General features: G+C 35.8%; 15 protein-coding genes. 12 read left to right on the top strand and 3 right to left on the bottom strand.

Annotation, left to right across the window (positions count from 1 at the left end; genetic code table 11):
- Positions 1 to 789: 789 nt before the first annotated feature.
- The 11 genes from rpoZ (at position 790) to panB (ending at position 10,134) form a co-directional block, all read left to right on the top strand.
- Entirely contained in the window at positions 790 to 1,188 is a 399-nt protein-coding gene (gene rpoZ / locus B11cv2_RS04120; protein WP_100693442.1) for a DNA-directed RNA polymerase subunit omega, read from the top strand.
- A gap of 115 nt (positions 1,189 to 1,303) precedes the next feature.
- Positions 1,304 to 3,532: a bifunctional (p)ppGpp synthetase/guanosine-3',5'-bis(diphosphate) 3'-pyrophosphohydrolase gene (locus B11cv2_RS04115; protein WP_100693441.1), complete on the top strand. Its 2,229-nt coding sequence runs from the start codon at positions 1,304 to 1,306 to the stop codon at positions 3,530 to 3,532.
- Positions 3,533 to 3,544: 12 nt separating this feature from the next.
- A complete protein-coding gene (gene pyrE / locus B11cv2_RS04110; protein ID WP_100693440.1) occupies positions 3,545 to 4,123 on the top strand; it encodes an orotate phosphoribosyltransferase in 579 nt (192 codons plus the stop codon).
- Positions 4,124 to 4,211: 88 nt separating this feature from the next.
- Positions 4,212 to 4,805 carry a DUF2062 domain-containing protein gene (locus B11cv2_RS04105; protein WP_371410309.1) on the top strand — a complete coding sequence of 198 codons (594 nt, stop codon included), beginning with the start codon at positions 4,212 to 4,214 and terminating at the stop codon, positions 4,803 to 4,805.
- Positions 4,806 to 4,810: 5 nt separating this feature from the next.
- On the top strand, positions 4,811 to 5,212 hold the full coding sequence (gene acpS / locus B11cv2_RS04100; protein WP_100693439.1) for a holo-ACP synthase: 402 nt from the start codon (positions 4,811 to 4,813) through the stop codon (positions 5,210 to 5,212).
- 79 nt (positions 5,213 to 5,291) lie between these two features.
- A complete protein-coding gene (gene lepB, locus B11cv2_RS04095; RefSeq protein WP_100693438.1) occupies positions 5,292 to 6,074 on the top strand; it encodes a signal peptidase I in 783 nt (260 codons plus the stop codon).
- A gap of 14 nt (positions 6,075 to 6,088) precedes the next feature.
- A complete protein-coding gene (gene rnc / locus B11cv2_RS04090) occupies positions 6,089 to 6,772 on the top strand; it encodes a ribonuclease III (RefSeq protein ID WP_100693437.1) in 684 nt (227 codons plus the stop codon).
- Positions 6,773 to 6,787: 15 nt separating this feature from the next.
- Positions 6,788 to 7,690: a GTPase Era gene (gene era, locus B11cv2_RS04085; protein WP_100693436.1), complete on the top strand. Its 903-nt coding sequence runs from the start codon at positions 6,788 to 6,790 to the stop codon at positions 7,688 to 7,690.
- A 4-nt stretch (positions 7,691 to 7,694) separates the two neighbouring features.
- Positions 7,695 to 8,441, top strand: a complete 747-nt coding sequence (gene recO, locus B11cv2_RS04080) for a DNA repair protein RecO (RefSeq protein ID WP_100693435.1) — start codon at positions 7,695 to 7,697, stop codon at positions 8,439 to 8,441.
- Positions 8,442 to 8,460: 19 nt separating this feature from the next.
- Positions 8,461 to 9,306: a pantoate--beta-alanine ligase gene (gene panC, locus B11cv2_RS04075; RefSeq protein ID WP_100693434.1), complete on the top strand. Its 846-nt coding sequence runs from the start codon at positions 8,461 to 8,463 to the stop codon at positions 9,304 to 9,306.
- Positions 9,307 to 9,318: 12 nt separating this feature from the next.
- Positions 9,319 to 10,134 carry a 3-methyl-2-oxobutanoate hydroxymethyltransferase gene (gene panB / locus B11cv2_RS04070; protein WP_100693433.1) on the top strand — a complete coding sequence of 272 codons (816 nt, stop codon included), beginning with the start codon at positions 9,319 to 9,321 and terminating at the stop codon, positions 10,132 to 10,134.
- 146 nt (positions 10,135 to 10,280) lie between these two features.
- Here panB and B11cv2_RS04065 read toward each other — a convergent pair whose 3' ends face one another.
- Positions 10,281 to 10,910, bottom strand: coding sequence for a YfbR-like 5'-deoxynucleotidase (locus B11cv2_RS04065; RefSeq protein ID WP_100693432.1), 630 nt, complete (start codon positions 10,908 to 10,910; stop codon positions 10,281 to 10,283).
- Positions 10,910 to 11,776: a folate-binding protein YgfZ gene (locus B11cv2_RS04060; protein WP_100693431.1), complete on the bottom strand. Its 867-nt coding sequence runs from the start codon at positions 11,774 to 11,776 to the stop codon at positions 10,910 to 10,912. Before B11cv2_RS04060 ends, B11cv2_RS04065 begins: the two co-directional genes overlap by 1 nt.
- A 63-nt stretch (positions 11,777 to 11,839) precedes the next feature.
- Here B11cv2_RS04060 and B11cv2_RS04055 point away from each other — a divergent pair, with 63 nt between their 5' ends.
- Positions 11,840 to 13,168 (top strand): dihydroorotase, encoded by a 1,329-nt coding sequence (locus tag B11cv2_RS04055; RefSeq protein WP_100693430.1) that lies wholly within the window; start codon positions 11,840 to 11,842, stop codon positions 13,166 to 13,168.
- A 768-nt stretch (positions 13,169 to 13,936) separates the two neighbouring features.
- Here the strand turns inward: B11cv2_RS04055 and B11cv2_RS04050 are convergent.
- Positions 13,937 to 14,314 (bottom strand): TIGR02301 family protein, encoded by a 378-nt coding sequence (locus B11cv2_RS04050; RefSeq protein ID WP_100693429.1) that lies wholly within the window; start codon positions 14,312 to 14,314, stop codon positions 13,937 to 13,939.
- Between the last annotated feature and the right edge of the window lie 200 nt (positions 14,315 to 14,514).

The raw sequence follows: 14,514 nt of genomic DNA, 5'->3' as shown, positions 1-14,514 counted from the left end.
CACAATACGATTAGATGAATTTGTTGCTGATTGTGTTATAGAGAGAATATGTATTGCTATGATTAGTTGTAATGTATTGACCATACATTACCAAAAGAGTTTAAAGTTTTTTCTATAAAGTCCGTGATGTTGATGATTTAGTCTAGAGCTAGAGATTCATAGATAGTGTATTATTGTCGATGCGCTTCATTGAGTTTTTTCTTTTTGAAGGGGGATATGTTATTTTCTTAATTATAGAGACTTAATTTTTTGCATAGTGATGGATTAAAAAACTATATCTTTTAAAGATGCTTGTGGATTAGGTATATTTAATTTGCCGGTGGAGGAAAGCTCGGATATTTATGGCAAATAGCCTTATAATATAGTGCTTTATGATTAATAAGTTGGTTAAAGCTTTGTTCTCTGCACTTAGTTTTTCAGCTGTAATATACTATCAGTTTTCGTTTATATCTGAATACATCTTTATGGTTATAGAGAGAAGAAATATAGCAATGCCGTTTATATTGTAATTTTTTTGATGAATGCGCTTACTTTTTTGTGCGATCCATTTTCTTTAACTATGAATAATTATTGTGTTATTAGAATGCGATAGTTTGAGATTGTTTTATTTTCAAAAACTTATAGATCTTAGTATTTTTATAGACCTAAATTTTTTTCAAGAGTTTTGCTATAGTGCTATAGTTGGAAAAAAATAATAAGGTGTATATTGTTTTCCTTGTTTTTTGTTTTGATTATTGTATATACTCTAAAACAGTTGTTAATTTTTGAACCTTGAAGAAAGGGACATAAATGGCCCGTGTAACAGTGGAAGATTGTATTGATAAGGTTGATAATCGCTTTGAGTTGGTGCTTTTAGCTGGGCATCGGGCTCGTCAGATTTCACAAGGTGCACAGATTACAATTGATCGTGATAATGATAAAAATCCAGTTGTTGCTTTACGTGAAATAGCAGATGAAACTTTATCTCCTGCTGATTTAAAAGAAGATCTTATTCACTCTTTACAAAAGCATGTGGAAGTTGATGAGCCAGAAGGAACAATGGAGTTTATTTCTCACGCAAGCGAATCCAGAGATATTTTGAGCTCTTCATCAGAAGAAAGCAGTGGTTCATTTGATTACATGTCAGAAGAAGAGCTTTTAGCAGGTATTGAAAGCTTAGTTGTCCCAGAGAAAAATGATGATTATTAATAATCATATTTTATTGAAAAAGTAATACATAGATTATCATTTAGTAGATTTGTTTTTTCTTTATTGGTAGGGTGTTTAATAATAATTTAATTACAAAATTTCTGAGGATATCTATATGATGCGTCAGTGTGAGCTGGTTGAGCGTGTGCAGCGTTACAAGCCTGACGTAAATGTCGATTTATTAAATAAAGCCTATGTTTATGCAATGCAGAAGCACGGTCATCAAAAGCGTGCTTCAGGTGATCTTTATTTTTCTCATCCTTTAGAAGTTGCTGCTATCTTAACGGATATGCACTTAGATGAAGCAACAATTGCTGTCGCTCTTTTGCATGATACAATTGAAGATACAAATGCTACAAGAGAAGAAATTGATCAACTGTTTGGATCTGAAATTGGTAAATTAGTTGAAGGGCTTACAAAGCTTAATAAGCTTGATCTCGTGTCGAAGAAAGCTGTGCAAGCAGAAAATCTTCGTAAGCTTCTTATTGCTATTTCTGATGATATTCGTGTTCTTTTGGTTAAATTGGCAGATCGTCTTCATAATATGCGTACCCTTGATGTCATGCGTGATGATAAGCGTCGGTGGATTGCTGAAGAGACAATGGATATTTATGCGCCGCTTGCTGGCCGTATGGGTATGCAAGATATGCGTGAAGAGCTAGAGGATCTTTCTTTTTTTTATTTAAATCCAGAGGGTTATCGTACTATTAATGATCGGCTTTCTGAATTATTAGTGCGCAATCGCGATTTGCTTTCCACAATTGAAAAAGAATTGACAAAACTTTTTTTAAAAAACGGTATTAAAGCCAATGTTAAAAGTCGTCAGAAAAAATCTTATTCAGTTTTTCGTAAAATGGAAAGTAAGACTTTATCTTTTGAACAATTATCTGATATCTTTGGATTTCGTGTAATTGTTGAGAGCGTAGATGATTGTTATCGCGCTCTTGGTATTATACACACTACATGGCCGATGGTTCCTGGCCGTTTTAAGGACTATATTTCTATTCCTAAACAAAATGATTATCGTTCAATTCATACAACAATTGTCGGGCCTTCAGGGCAACGCATTGAATTACAAATCAGAACCAGTGCAATGGATCGGATTGCTGAATATGGCGTTGCAGCACATGCCATTTATAAAGATCACGGTTCTGATTATTCATCATCACGATTATCAAGTGAGACTAATGCTTATGCATGGTTGCGCCAAACAATTCAATCTTTGGCAGATGGCCATAATCCAGAAGAGTTTCTAGAATATACAAAGCTTGAGCTTTTTCATGATCAGGTTTTCTGTTTTACGCCGAAAGGGCAGTTAATTGCATTTCCAAAAGGCGCTACACCCATTGATTTTGCTTATGCAGTACATACCGATATTGGTAATTCTTGCGTGGGAGTAAAAATCAATGGTCGTATTATGCCCATAATGACCAAATTAAAAAATGGTGATGAAGTTAATATTATATGTTCGCAGATTCAATCTCCACCAGCGGTGTGGGAATCCCTTGTTGTAACAGGTAAGGCACGTTCTGCAATTCGTCGAGCGACACGTTCAGCAATACATAAGCAATATTCAGGTTTGGGATGCCGTATTCTTGAACGTTCTTTTGAGTGTGCGGGAAAACAATTTTCGCAAGACATGCTTAAGCAAATTTTACCGCGTTTGGCACGTAAGGACGTAAAAGATGTTTTAGCGGCTGTTGGACGTGGTGAATTGGCTGCTATAGATGTAATGAAAGCGATTTATCCAAATTATCAAGATGATTCTGTGGTGAAAAAGCCATCGTTTAAGTTTAAGGAAAGAAGCTGGTTTAATATTGAAAATGCTCAAGGTATGATTTTAAAGATTCTTGAAAATAAAAAAGGAAAAACTTCAAAGAAAGAGCGTCAATATAGAGTGTTACCTATTCAAGGCACAAAAGGCGACATTCCAATACAATTTTCTCCTGAGGGAGCTGTGCCAGGAGATCAAATTGTTGGTATTATGCAGCCGGGTGTAGGTGTTATTATTTATCCGATACAATCTTCGGCTTTAACGGCTTATGATGATCAGCCAGAACGGTGGATTGATGTCCGCTGGGATCTTGATTCTGAGATGAGTGAACGTTTTCCTATTCGAATCAATATTTTAGCTGTAAATAGTCCTGGTTCTTTGGCTGAAATTACTCAGATCATTTTTGTAAATGATGCCAATATTGAAAATTTATCTTTTGTTCGTAAGGGAACAGATTTTACAGAAATTATTATTGATCTTGAGATTTGGAATTTAAAACATTTAAATCGTATCTTTTCTCAGTTAAAAAGAGCGAGATCAGTGAATACGGTACATCGGGTTTATGGGTAAAGAGATTATGCAATGAATACACAAGATGTGATTAATATTTTCAAACAAGCAGATGCTATTTTAGAAGGGCATTTTATTTTAACATCAGGTCGTCATAGTGCTACTTATTTACAAAAGGCAAAAGTGTTTATGCATGCTGATCTTACCGAAAAGCTGTGTTATGCTTTGGCCCAAAAAATTAAGAAATATGTGAAAGAGAAAATTGACTACGTAGTTGGGCCTGCAATTGGTGGTCTCATTCCTTCGTACGAGACTTCACGTCATCTTTGCGTTCCCTCTATTTGGGTAGAGCGTGTGAATGGTATATTCCAATTACGCCGCTTTGAAATTGAAAAAGATGCGCGGGTTATTATTGTTGAAGATATTATGACAACAGGTCTTTCTATTCGTGAGACCATTGAAGCATTGGTTGAAGCAAAAGCCACTGTGGTAGCGAGTGCATGTATTCTTGATCGGTCTGGTGGTAAAGTTAATGTAGGAGTCCCAATCATTTCACTTGCCGAGTATGAAATTGCATCTTATGATGCTAATGCTTTGCCTCCTGAGCTTGCTGTGCTTCCGGCGATTAAACCAGGAAGCCGAAATATTTGAATTTTATTAATTTTTCTGCGAAAATGCTTGATGAAATAAATCTGAATAACATAAAATATAAGCATTATTTAGTGTGTACAAGGTATATATGAGTAACCACATATTTTTTAATTATCGAACACCGATGAATTTTGGAAAGCGTGTTCGACGTAAGCTTAGCCCATGTCGTTTGTTTTATCATATGCGTAAACGTATTTTGCGTATATCAGCGACGCCTCATAAAGTGGCGTTGGGGTTCTCTATTGGTATTTTTGCAGCCTGTTCACCTCTTTTGGGATTGCACATCATTTTAGCAATATTTTTTTCTTGGGTTTTACGTGGTGATTTCGCTGCGGCAATTATCGGAACTGTTTTCTCTAATCCATTGACATTTTTTCTTATCATCATGGCTGATTATAAAATCGGTCGCCTATTTTTATTGTTCTTTGGTAATGAAAGTGAAATTTCTTTTTCACAAATTCGCAATATGTTAGATGGTTTGACGTTTTCGCAAGCATGGTTATTTTTTTGGGAAACATGGAATTTGATTATGATGCCGATGTTTGTGGGTGGAATATTTTTAGGTATTATTTTTGGTAGTTTATCTTATATAGGTGTTTACAGAACAATAATTCATTTTCAAAAAAAATCGCTATCAAAAGATGGTAAGAGAGAGATGTTCAAAGCAAAAAAGCTTAGGTAATATTTATGATTATTGGTCTTGGCAGTGATATGGTTGATATAAGGCGAATTGAGAGGATGTTGGTTCGCTATGGTGATCGTTTTATTCAGCGTATTTTTACAGATGTTGAACAGGAAAAATCTGAAAGTCTTTGTCAGCGATCTAGTTCCTATGCTAAAAGATTTGCTGCTAAAGAAGCGTGCGCTAAAGCTTTAGGAACAGGAATTGCTTGTGGTGTTAGTTGGAAAGATATGGGGGTAGTTAATTTATCATCTGGCAAACCGACTATGAGACTAACGAATTGTGCGCACACACAATTAAAAAGATTATTACCTCCTCACCATGAGGTGATGGTTCATCTCAGTATAACAGATGATTTTCCTTGGGCACAGGCATTTGTTATTATAGAAGCACTTCCACGTGGATAGATTCCATGAGAGATTGTGCTTTTATTATTTGGATATTATGATTGCAAAATAAGTTTTATCTATAAAAAGGTAGTACAGGATGAAACAAGAAGAGAAAATGCAAAAAAAAGATAAAAAAAGTGAAATTATTGAATTTTTTTCTGTTCTAATTCAGGCTTTATTTTTGGCTGGAATTATTCGTACACTTTTTTTTCAGCCTTTTACTATTCCTTCTGGTTCGATGCGTCCTACTTTGCTAGTGGGAGATTATCTGTTCGTTTCCAAATATGCATATGGTTATTCTCGTTTTTCTATACCTTTTTCTCCTCCTATTTTTTCAGGACGGATTTGGGCATCTCAGCCTAAGCGTGGGGATGTTTTGGTTTTTCGTTTACCTAGCAATCCGGATATTGATTATATTAAACGTGTTGTTGGATTACCCGGTGATCGTGTTCAAGTTCGTCAAAGTGTTCTCTATATTAATGATGAAGCTGTTTCACGTCAGTTTATGGGAAAGGTTGATGATCCTGATGTGACAGAGGTTAATCATCCTGTTGATGTTTATCGTGAAACAATGTCTAACGGTGTAAGTTACAATACACTTAATTTAGGTTTTATCCCTCAGGTTGATGATACAAAGGTTTTTGAGGTTCCACCAGGACATTATTTTGTGATGGGTGATAATCGTGATAATTCAGATGATAGCCGTTTGAATGTAGGATATGTTCCAGATGAAAATCTTATTGGTCGAGCTAATTTGATTTTTTTCTCTATTAGTAATGGTTCGAGTGCGTGGCAGATTTGGCGTTGGCCATTTGACGTGCGTTGGAATCGTTTATTTTCTTTCATTCACACTATTCGCGACTTTCCGCTTGATAAATAAGTAGGAATTCTGTGATGGAGCATCAAATTATTGATCAGCTGGAGAAGCTGACAGGGCATAGTTTTAAAGATGCAGACAGATTAAAAAGAGCATTGACACATTCTAGTGTGCAAAGTTCAGAGCAGGGTAATTATGAAAGATTAGAGTTTTTAGGTGATCGAGTTCTTGGGCTTTTGATTGCTGAAATGCTTTATCAAATTTTTCCACAAGCAAGTGAAGGTGAATTATCCGTACGTTTGAATGGCTTGGTCAATGCACAAACATGTGCCGATATTGCATTGGAAATGGGTTTACCCGATATGGTTCATGTTGGTTGTGAAATGAAAAACTTAGAAGGTCGTCGGTTAGTTAATATTTATGCTGATGTTATTGAAGCCTTAATTGCTGTAATATATCTTGACGGAGGTTTAGAGAGCGTTCGTCCTGTCATTCAAAGATATTGGCATGATCGAGCCAAGAAGATGAATGCTGGTCGACGTGATTCTAAAACAGAATTACAGGAATGGGCTCATACACAAGATAGTGCACAACCTCATTACCAAGTTGTACAGCGTTATGGTCCAGATCATGATCCGGTTTTTATGGTTGAGGTAAGTATTTGTGGTTATGCACCTGAGATAGGGCGAGGTAGTTCTAAACGTCAAGCCGAGAGAGATGCTGCTGAAAGAATTTTGCGACGTGAAGGTATATGGAAATAGAGGGGAAACATAATCGTGAATGATCTTATTAAAACGCGTTCAGGCTTTGTTGCTCTCATTGGTGTGCCTAATGCTGGAAAGTCAACGTTAGTTAATCAGTTAGTTGGAACAAAAGTATCAATTGTAACGCATAAAGTACAAACAACGCGAACTTTAGTTCGTGGTATTGTAATTTATGATAAGACTCAAATTATTCTGATTGATACACCAGGTGTTTTTCGTCCTCATAAGCGATTAGAGCGAGCTATGGTTTCTGCTGCTTGGGGAGGCGCGAAGAATGCTGATATTCTTCTCGTTCTTATTGATGCTCAGAGTGGTCTTTCAGATGAAGTTGATGCAATGTTAGATATTTTAAAAAGTATTGAGCAGGATAAAATTCTTGTTTTAAATAAAATTGATACGGTTGTTAAATCATCTCTCTTGGCATTAACGGCTAAAGTGAATGAACGAGTGAATTTTTTACAGACATTTATGATTTCAGCTTTAAATGGTTCTGGATGTAAGGATTTGCTGCATTATCTTAGTACAATTATGCAAGAAGGGCCATGGTATTATCCAGAAGATCAAATTTCTGATATGCCTATGCGTCAGCTTGCTGCTGAAATTACGCGTGAAAAACTTTTTCTTCGTCTCCATCAAGAACTTCCTTATTCATCAACGGTTGAAACAGAAAATTGGGAAGAGTGTGCAAATGGTGCAGTTAAAATTAATCAAGTCATTTATGTAGAACGTGATAATCAGAAAAAAATTGTTTTAGGAGCAAAAGGGAGCACCATTAAAGCTATCGGTCAGGCAGCACGTAAGGAATTAATGGATATCTTGGGACAGAAAGTTCATCTTTTTATATTTGTAAAAGTGCGTGATGATTGGGATGCGAACCCAGAGCATTATCGCGAAATGGGATTAGGTTTTTTTTGATGCAATGAAATGGAAAGAACAGGCTATTATTCTCGGTACACGCCAACATGGTGAAACAAGTGTTATTCTTGAAATTATGACACGTCAGCATGGTCGCTATATGGGAATTGTAAAAGGTGGACGTTCTCGTCGTATGGCTCCTCTTCTTCAGCCTGGAAATTTTGTTGAAGCTGAATGGTGGGCACGTTTAGATGAACATTTAGGATTATTTAGGCTTGAAGCGCTTGATTTACATGCTTCAAGATTGATTGTTTTACCAGAGGCGCTTTATTCTCTACAATTGATGGCTTTTTATTTACGTCTTCTTCCTGAGCGTGATCCTCATCCTGTTTTGTATGATATGTTATATTTTTTTATGCAAAATTTTGAGGATCCATTTATAAATGCTGAACTGCTTGTACGTTTTGAGCTTCTACTGCTTGAAGAACTTGGTTTTGGGCTTGATTTATCTTGTTGTGCTGTAACAGGTCGTCAAGAAAAACTTTATTATGTTTCTCCAAAATCAGGACGTGCTGTATGTGAAGAAATAGGACGTCCTTGGAAAGATAAGCTTTTACTTTTACCAAAATTCCTTGTACAAAAAAACGTTTATCCTGTTGATTTTAATGATATAAGCAAAGGATTAATTCTGACAAATTTTTTTTTAACACGCTATGTTTGGGACGCGAGAGGTATAAAACAGTCGTCTTTGCGTGTTAGTTTGATACAATTGTTTGAACGGCGATTTTGTATGAAAGCATCAACATTTTGATTTTGTGAAAGTAAATAAAATGCAAATTTTGAAAACAATTGCTGGGTTGCGTCAACACCTCAGAGAGGAGAGGCGCTTAGGGTTGTCAATTGGTTTTGTACCGACTATGGGGGCATTACATAATGGCCATCTTGCATTGGTACAACAGGCACGGGCGATGTGTGATCGTGTAGTGGTTTCTATATTTGTTAATCCCAAACAATTTGGTCGTCATGAGGATTTTAATGTATATCCAAGAGATCTAGAAGGGGATTGCTCTTTATTGCAAAGGGAGAATGTTGAGTATGTTTTTGCGCCTTCTATAGAAGAAATGTGGCCGTTAGGCAATGAGACAATTGTAGAAGTAGAAGACTTATCACGTATTTTGATGGGGAAATTACGTCCAGGACATTTTTGTGGTGTGACCAGTGTTGTTGCTAAGCTTTTTAATATTGTTCAACCAGATAAAGCTTTTTTTGGGGAAAAAGATTTTCAACAGCTTTTGATTATCCGTCGTATGGTTAAAGATTTGGCTTTTCCTGTTGAAATTGTCGGTGTACCTATTTTACGCGATGCAGATGGAGTTGTTAGTTCTTCACGTAACAAACTTTTGACATTAGAAGATCGCAAAGCTGCAAGGATTATTCCTGAAAGTCTTAAAGCTGTTAAGAGGCTTTATGAGAAAGGTGAACGATCCGTTGATAAATTGTGTGAAGTTGTTCGCTCTGTTTTACAAAAAGAACCACGTGCTGTGATTGAAGCAATAGATTTATGCGATCTGGAAACTTTGTGTGCGATTAAAAAGGAACTAAACAAACCTGCGATTTTATTGCTTACCGTTTGCTTTGGTAAAGTCAGACTTATTGATCAATATATATTACAATAAAAAGGCTGAAAAATGAGTCTTCATAAAGATATAAAGCGTATTACTGCTTCTGAAATACGTTCAAGAAAAAAACAAGAACCGATTGTTGCTTTAACAGCTTATCAGGCTTATAGCGCTCGGATTGCTGATTCACATTGTGATGTGCTTTTGGTTGGTGACAGCGTTGGTATGGTTATATATGGGTTTGATACAACACTTCCTGTTAGTGTGGATATGATGATTTTACATGGACAAGCTGTTGTGCGTAGTTCTAAACGCGCTCTTGTTGTTGTCGATATGCCTTTTGGTTCTTATGAGCAAAGTCCAGAGCAAGCTTTTGCTAGTGCATCTCGTATTCTTGCAGAAACAGGATGCGGTGCAGTGAAGCTTGAAGGTGGTACTTATATGGCAGAAACAATTAGTTTTTTATGCAATCGTGGTATTCCAGTTATGGCGCATATTGGTCTCACGCCGCAAGCGGTGAATCGTTTTGGTGGTTTTAAGACGCAAGGACGTAATGAAAGTGATTGGTTACAAATTGAAGCGGATGCTACAGCAATTGAAGCGGCAGGTGCTTTTTCTGTTGTTGTGGAAGGGGTGGTAGAGCCATTAGCAGTAAAACTTACAGAGAAACTTTCTATTCCTACTATCGGTATTGGTGCTTCCAATCAGTGTGATGGGCAGATTTTGGTGATGGAAGATATGTTAGGTTATGGTGCTTATATACCTAAATTTGTACGTCGTTATGGTGTTTTCGAGAAAGCGATGGATACAGCAATTAGGAATTATGCGAATGATGTCAAATCACGCGTTTTTCCAGCTGATTCAGAGGTTTACAAGCTCAAATAAATTGAGTTTAAAACGGCAGTTCTATAAAAGGGATGAAGAACTTTTTGAAGGTCTTCATAGGAAGAGATACAATAGAATCTTAATGCTTCACTAAGGTAACGACCGTATGATAGAAATTTTATATCCTTTCAGTTATGATAAAAAAATCAACAACCAGAATATGGCTTTTGAACATCAAGGTCATTAAAACGAGTTAAAAAGGCATTTTCAATTTGTTGTGTGGAACATGGTTGTAAATTGAGTCCATCAGATCCAATATTACTTGGATGACCAAAATAACGAAGAGCTTCTTCTCTACTAAAACCAGCAAGAGTGGTGGCTTCATAAAAAGCAGCGATGCGATCAGCTTGTTTGATTTTTTTTAGGATCTGTTGAGGCGGATTGACGGGTAAGGAAAAGCGTATGTGGATAATATCTTGTATACGTTTTTCTACGCGCTCGTAATGTTTTCCTATCACAGCTTTAAAAGGTGAAATTATATCTCCAATAACATATTCTGGTGCATCGTGAAGAAGAGCAAAGAGGCATTCTTCATTAGAGGATCGTGGGAAAAGTTGCTGAAATATTTGTTCGACCAAAAGTGAATGTTGTGCAACAGAATAAGCATATTCTCCTTTTGTTTGTCCGTTCCAACGTGCAACACGAGCTAGGCCGTAGGCAATATCCTCAATTTCAATATCAAAAGGAGAAGGATTGAGTAAATCGAGCCGTCGACCAGAAAGCATTCTTTGCCACGCACGTGTTGTTCCATCTTTTGATAATTCAGCTTTAGCCATTAGTTAGCCTCTACGGAGTTTTCAGGGAAGGTAAAATTCATATTTTCAGGAATATTAATAGTTACAGGAATATCATCTACTGTAAATTGAAGATTTTTATCAATAGCTTCTTTGACATGATCAATACGCATTAAGGCTAAAGCTTCATTTTTGACGCATGTTCCTAATTGACTAAATATTTTTGTACCTGCTTTAACGGTAGAGCCTGAGGTTAAGGGAGCTTGACTTTTAACCACTAAAAAACGGCGGCGAGCTGTTTTGCGATGGTACATTCGTGAAATAACCTCTTGTCCAATATAGCATCCCTTGTTGAAGAAAAGTCCATGAATTTGATCATAATTAATATCATAGGGTAAAACTTTACCTATTTCATAATCTTGACCACTTTCTGCTATCCCATAATGGATACGCATTTGATCCCAACAAGTATTATATTCTGGAATAAGAAAAGGAATTTTTCCATAAGTTCGTATAACTTTTTCCTTTTCTGGAAAGCGCTTATCTATAAAACTTAAATTAAAATTTAAATTATCTAAACTATTATTCCAAAAAACATTTATAACCTCTTGTAACGGTTCTATAATCTCTATTTTTTTATGGAGTCTATAGAGGGCGAGGCGCTTATGAAAAACATCAGCTAAGGAAGCTACAATATCAATCATGTAGTTTTGATCTATTTTACCAATCAGAAAATCAGCGATAACCTTCCCCTGTGGGGATAATAGGGCACCAGGAAAGAGCTCTCGTGATTTTATTTTTGTTACATCCGTAGTAATAAGAGCTTGCAGAAAATTTGTTGCTTCCTCACCTATAACTTTAATAATTTTGCGGTTTTTTAAATTTATGGCATTCTGTTTTTCAATCATGGTTCTTGCCTTTCTGCCTCGAGTTACATAACGATAGAGAGGCTATATACAAGGAGCATGGCTATGTTTAAAACATTTGATACAATTTTTAAAGGCGCAACGCTTGTTAATCATGATGGTATCAGCAAGCGCGATATTGGTGTTGTGAATGGTCGTATTGTTGAAATTGGTGATCTCACATGCGCATCTAGTGGAGAGCTAATTGACTGTACCGGACTTCATATTTTGCCTGGTATCATTGATAGCCAAGTGCATTTTCGTGAACCGGGTAAGGAATATAAGGAGGATCTGGAAAGCGGTTCTCGTTCTGCTGTTTTAGGGGGAGTTACAGCAGTCTTTGAAATGCCAAATACCAATCCATTAACGATATCGGAAGAAGCTTTGAATGATAAGGTTAAACGTGGATATCATCGGATGCACTGTGATTATGCATTTTGGGTCGGAGCAACGCATGATAATATTTGTGAATTAGCAGAGTTGGAAAGACTTCCTGGTGTTGCTGGAATTAAAGTGTTTATGGGATCATCAACAGGTAATCTTCTCGTGGATGATGATAAAAGTGTACGTCTTATTTTGCAAAATACACACCGTCGCATAGCTTTTCATTCTGAAGATGAAGCACGGCTTAAAGAACGTGAAGCTTTTTGTGTTACAGATGATGTGTCATCACATCCAGTTTGGCGTGATGAGGTTACAGCTTTGCAATGTACACAGCGTTTAGTTAAAATTGCACGTGAAACAGGGGCACGTATTCATATATTACATCTTTCTACAGCGGAAGAAGTTGATTTTTTGAAAGAGCATAAAGACATAGCAACAGTTGAAGTTACTCAGCATCATCTTACTTTGAGCGCTGATGATTATCAACGGTTTGGTACATTAATTCAGATGAATCCGCCTATTCGCGAAAAACGTCATCGTGAGTGTCTTTGGCATGGAGTTCAGCAAGGTATTATCGATATTTTAGGTTCTGATCATGCTCCACATACACTTGAAGAGAAGCATAAGCCTTATCCCTCATCTCCTTCAGGGATAACAGGTGTACAGACAACAGCAGCAATTATGCTTACTCATGTTAATGCAGGGAAAATGTCTCTTGAACGTTTTGTTGATCTTACTTCGCATGGTCCTAATCGCGTTTTTGGTATAAGTTGTAAAGGACGTATTGCTGTTGGATATGATGCTGACTTGACTATTGTTGATCTTAAACGTGAAGAAATTATTACGAATGCATTAGTTGGTTCGCGTGCTGGTTGGACACCCTATAATGGTAAAAAGGTAAAAGGATGGCCTGTGGGGACGGTTATTCGTGGTAGGCGGGTGATGTGGGAAGGTGAAATTGTTACGCCTTCGCAAGGTGAACCTATTAAATTTATAGAAGCGTTATCGTAGTACTACTCTTTGGGAATGGATAAGTATTATTGCAGAATTTTGCAATTCAAAATATTCAATTAAGCTATTATGCAATAGAATATATTAATTTTATTCGTGTTCTTATAACTTTTAGACAATTTATAATAGGAATGGGATTTTAAAATGTGCTTTTATTAGAGCACATTCTATTTTTCATCTTTTTATTTTAATTCTTTGGATTATTCTTAATAAAAAGACGAATATTGTATCTATAGAACAAATAAACTATCGAGTAATGCGCATACTCGTTAGAAAAGGATGTATGGAATAGTAGGATCATTTTTTAATTACTTTGCTAGGAGTAATAATTATTGGAATATTACTTCTTATTGTAACGATGATAATATGCGAGAACAGTTTATTTAAATTGCTTCTGCAGCTAATAGTATATCTTAACAATTATTTCATGGGTTTTCATGAGACAAGTTGGTAAGATTTGAAAACTTAAAATTTGGATTCTTTTAGAAAATCATAAGATGTTATTATTCTATGATAGGGATATCTCACTGGTCTTAAGGATTCCAGATAGAGTATATTTTCTATTCATATAAAAGCGCTGGGTAAAGTTGATAAAGAGAGAGAGAAGTTACCCAAAAAATCTAGAAATGTGGAGATTATAGAGATTTATAGTAGAAGAGTAGCAAAAAATTATGTTTATCAGAGGTCAAATTTTTGTACTGCCTATAAATTAATTTATTTGTTTTGTAGTTATTTATGTCAGTTAAATAAGAGTGCTATCAATTTTTTCTAGTTTTCATTATTGAAATTCTTAAGTAAACTTGTGGATAAGGCATTACCTTCTTTTACATATCTTTGATCTGCTTCGATTGCTGAATCTGTACAACGATGATAATTTTCTGAAAAAGCGCTGTAAGCTGCATTAAACGTTTCATATAGGTGAGCGCGTATTTGTGGAGTTGGTTTTTCTGCTTCAATTAATGCAACCATGTGATCATACCATTGATTTGTTGGAAAGCTACAAAGATTACGTAGATAATGCAGAGATCCTAAAATTTCTACTAATCGTAAAAGTTTGATATGATAAGGTGGGTATTGTTGTGCAAAAGTTTGTATTGGAATTAAGAAGAAAATTAAAAAAAATATATTTATCAATATCTTATTCATTATTTTTATTGCTCACTTTTAATATTATCTCTATGAATTTCAATAGTGGATAGAGGAGTTTTATTATGGACTATATATTGATAAATAGAGTCAAAATAGTTCACTCATTCTTATTCGCTATAGATGTGCAATAAGTATTTAGGGCATGATAAACGTAAGAAAATAATCATGAAAATATTAAAATTGAATATTTTAGAATA

Origin of the sequence: Bartonella sp. 1-1C (assembly GCF_002810325.1) — a bacterium.
Taxonomy (GTDB): Bacteria; Pseudomonadota; Alphaproteobacteria; order Rhizobiales; family Rhizobiaceae; genus Bartonella; species Bartonella rochalimae.
The sequence above is the reverse complement of the archived record's forward strand: the minus strand, read 5'-3'. Positions and strand labels throughout refer to the sequence as shown.

Bases quoted from the DNA above. Each gene is read 5' to 3' on its own strand.
- rpoZ (WP_100693442.1), top strand. From the start codon at position 790: ATGGCCCGTGTAACAGTGGAAGATTGTATTGATAAGGTTGATAATCGC.
- recO (WP_100693435.1), top strand. From the start codon at position 7,695: ATGAAATGGAAAGAACAGGCTATTATTCTCGGTACACGCCAACATGGT.
- lepB (WP_100693438.1), top strand. From the start codon at position 5,292: ATGAAACAAGAAGAGAAAATGCAAAAAAAAGATAAAAAAAGTGAAATT.
- panC (WP_100693434.1), top strand. From the start codon at position 8,461: ATGCAAATTTTGAAAACAATTGCTGGGTTGCGTCAACACCTCAGAGAG.
- B11cv2_RS04105 (WP_371410309.1), top strand. From the start codon at position 4,212: ATGAGTAACCACATATTTTTTAATTATCGAACACCGATGAATTTTGGA.
- B11cv2_RS04060 (WP_100693431.1), bottom strand. From the start codon at position 11,776: ATGATTGAAAAACAGAATGCCATAAATTTAAAAAACCGCAAAATTATT.
- B11cv2_RS04050 (WP_100693429.1), bottom strand. From the start codon at position 14,314: ATGAATAAGATATTGATAAATATATTTTTTTTAATTTTCTTCTTAATT.
- B11cv2_RS04115 (WP_100693441.1), top strand. From the start codon at position 1,304: ATGATGCGTCAGTGTGAGCTGGTTGAGCGTGTGCAGCGTTACAAGCCT.
- B11cv2_RS04065 (WP_100693432.1), bottom strand. From the start codon at position 10,910: ATGGCTAAAGCTGAATTATCAAAAGATGGAACAACACGTGCGTGGCAA.
- acpS (WP_100693439.1), top strand. From the start codon at position 4,811: ATGATTATTGGTCTTGGCAGTGATATGGTTGATATAAGGCGAATTGAG.
- panB (WP_100693433.1), top strand. From the start codon at position 9,319: ATGAGTCTTCATAAAGATATAAAGCGTATTACTGCTTCTGAAATACGT.
- rnc (WP_100693437.1), top strand. From the start codon at position 6,089: ATGGAGCATCAAATTATTGATCAGCTGGAGAAGCTGACAGGGCATAGT.
- pyrE (WP_100693440.1), top strand. From the start codon at position 3,545: ATGAATACACAAGATGTGATTAATATTTTCAAACAAGCAGATGCTATT.
- B11cv2_RS04055 (WP_100693430.1), top strand. From the start codon at position 11,840: ATGTTTAAAACATTTGATACAATTTTTAAAGGCGCAACGCTTGTTAAT.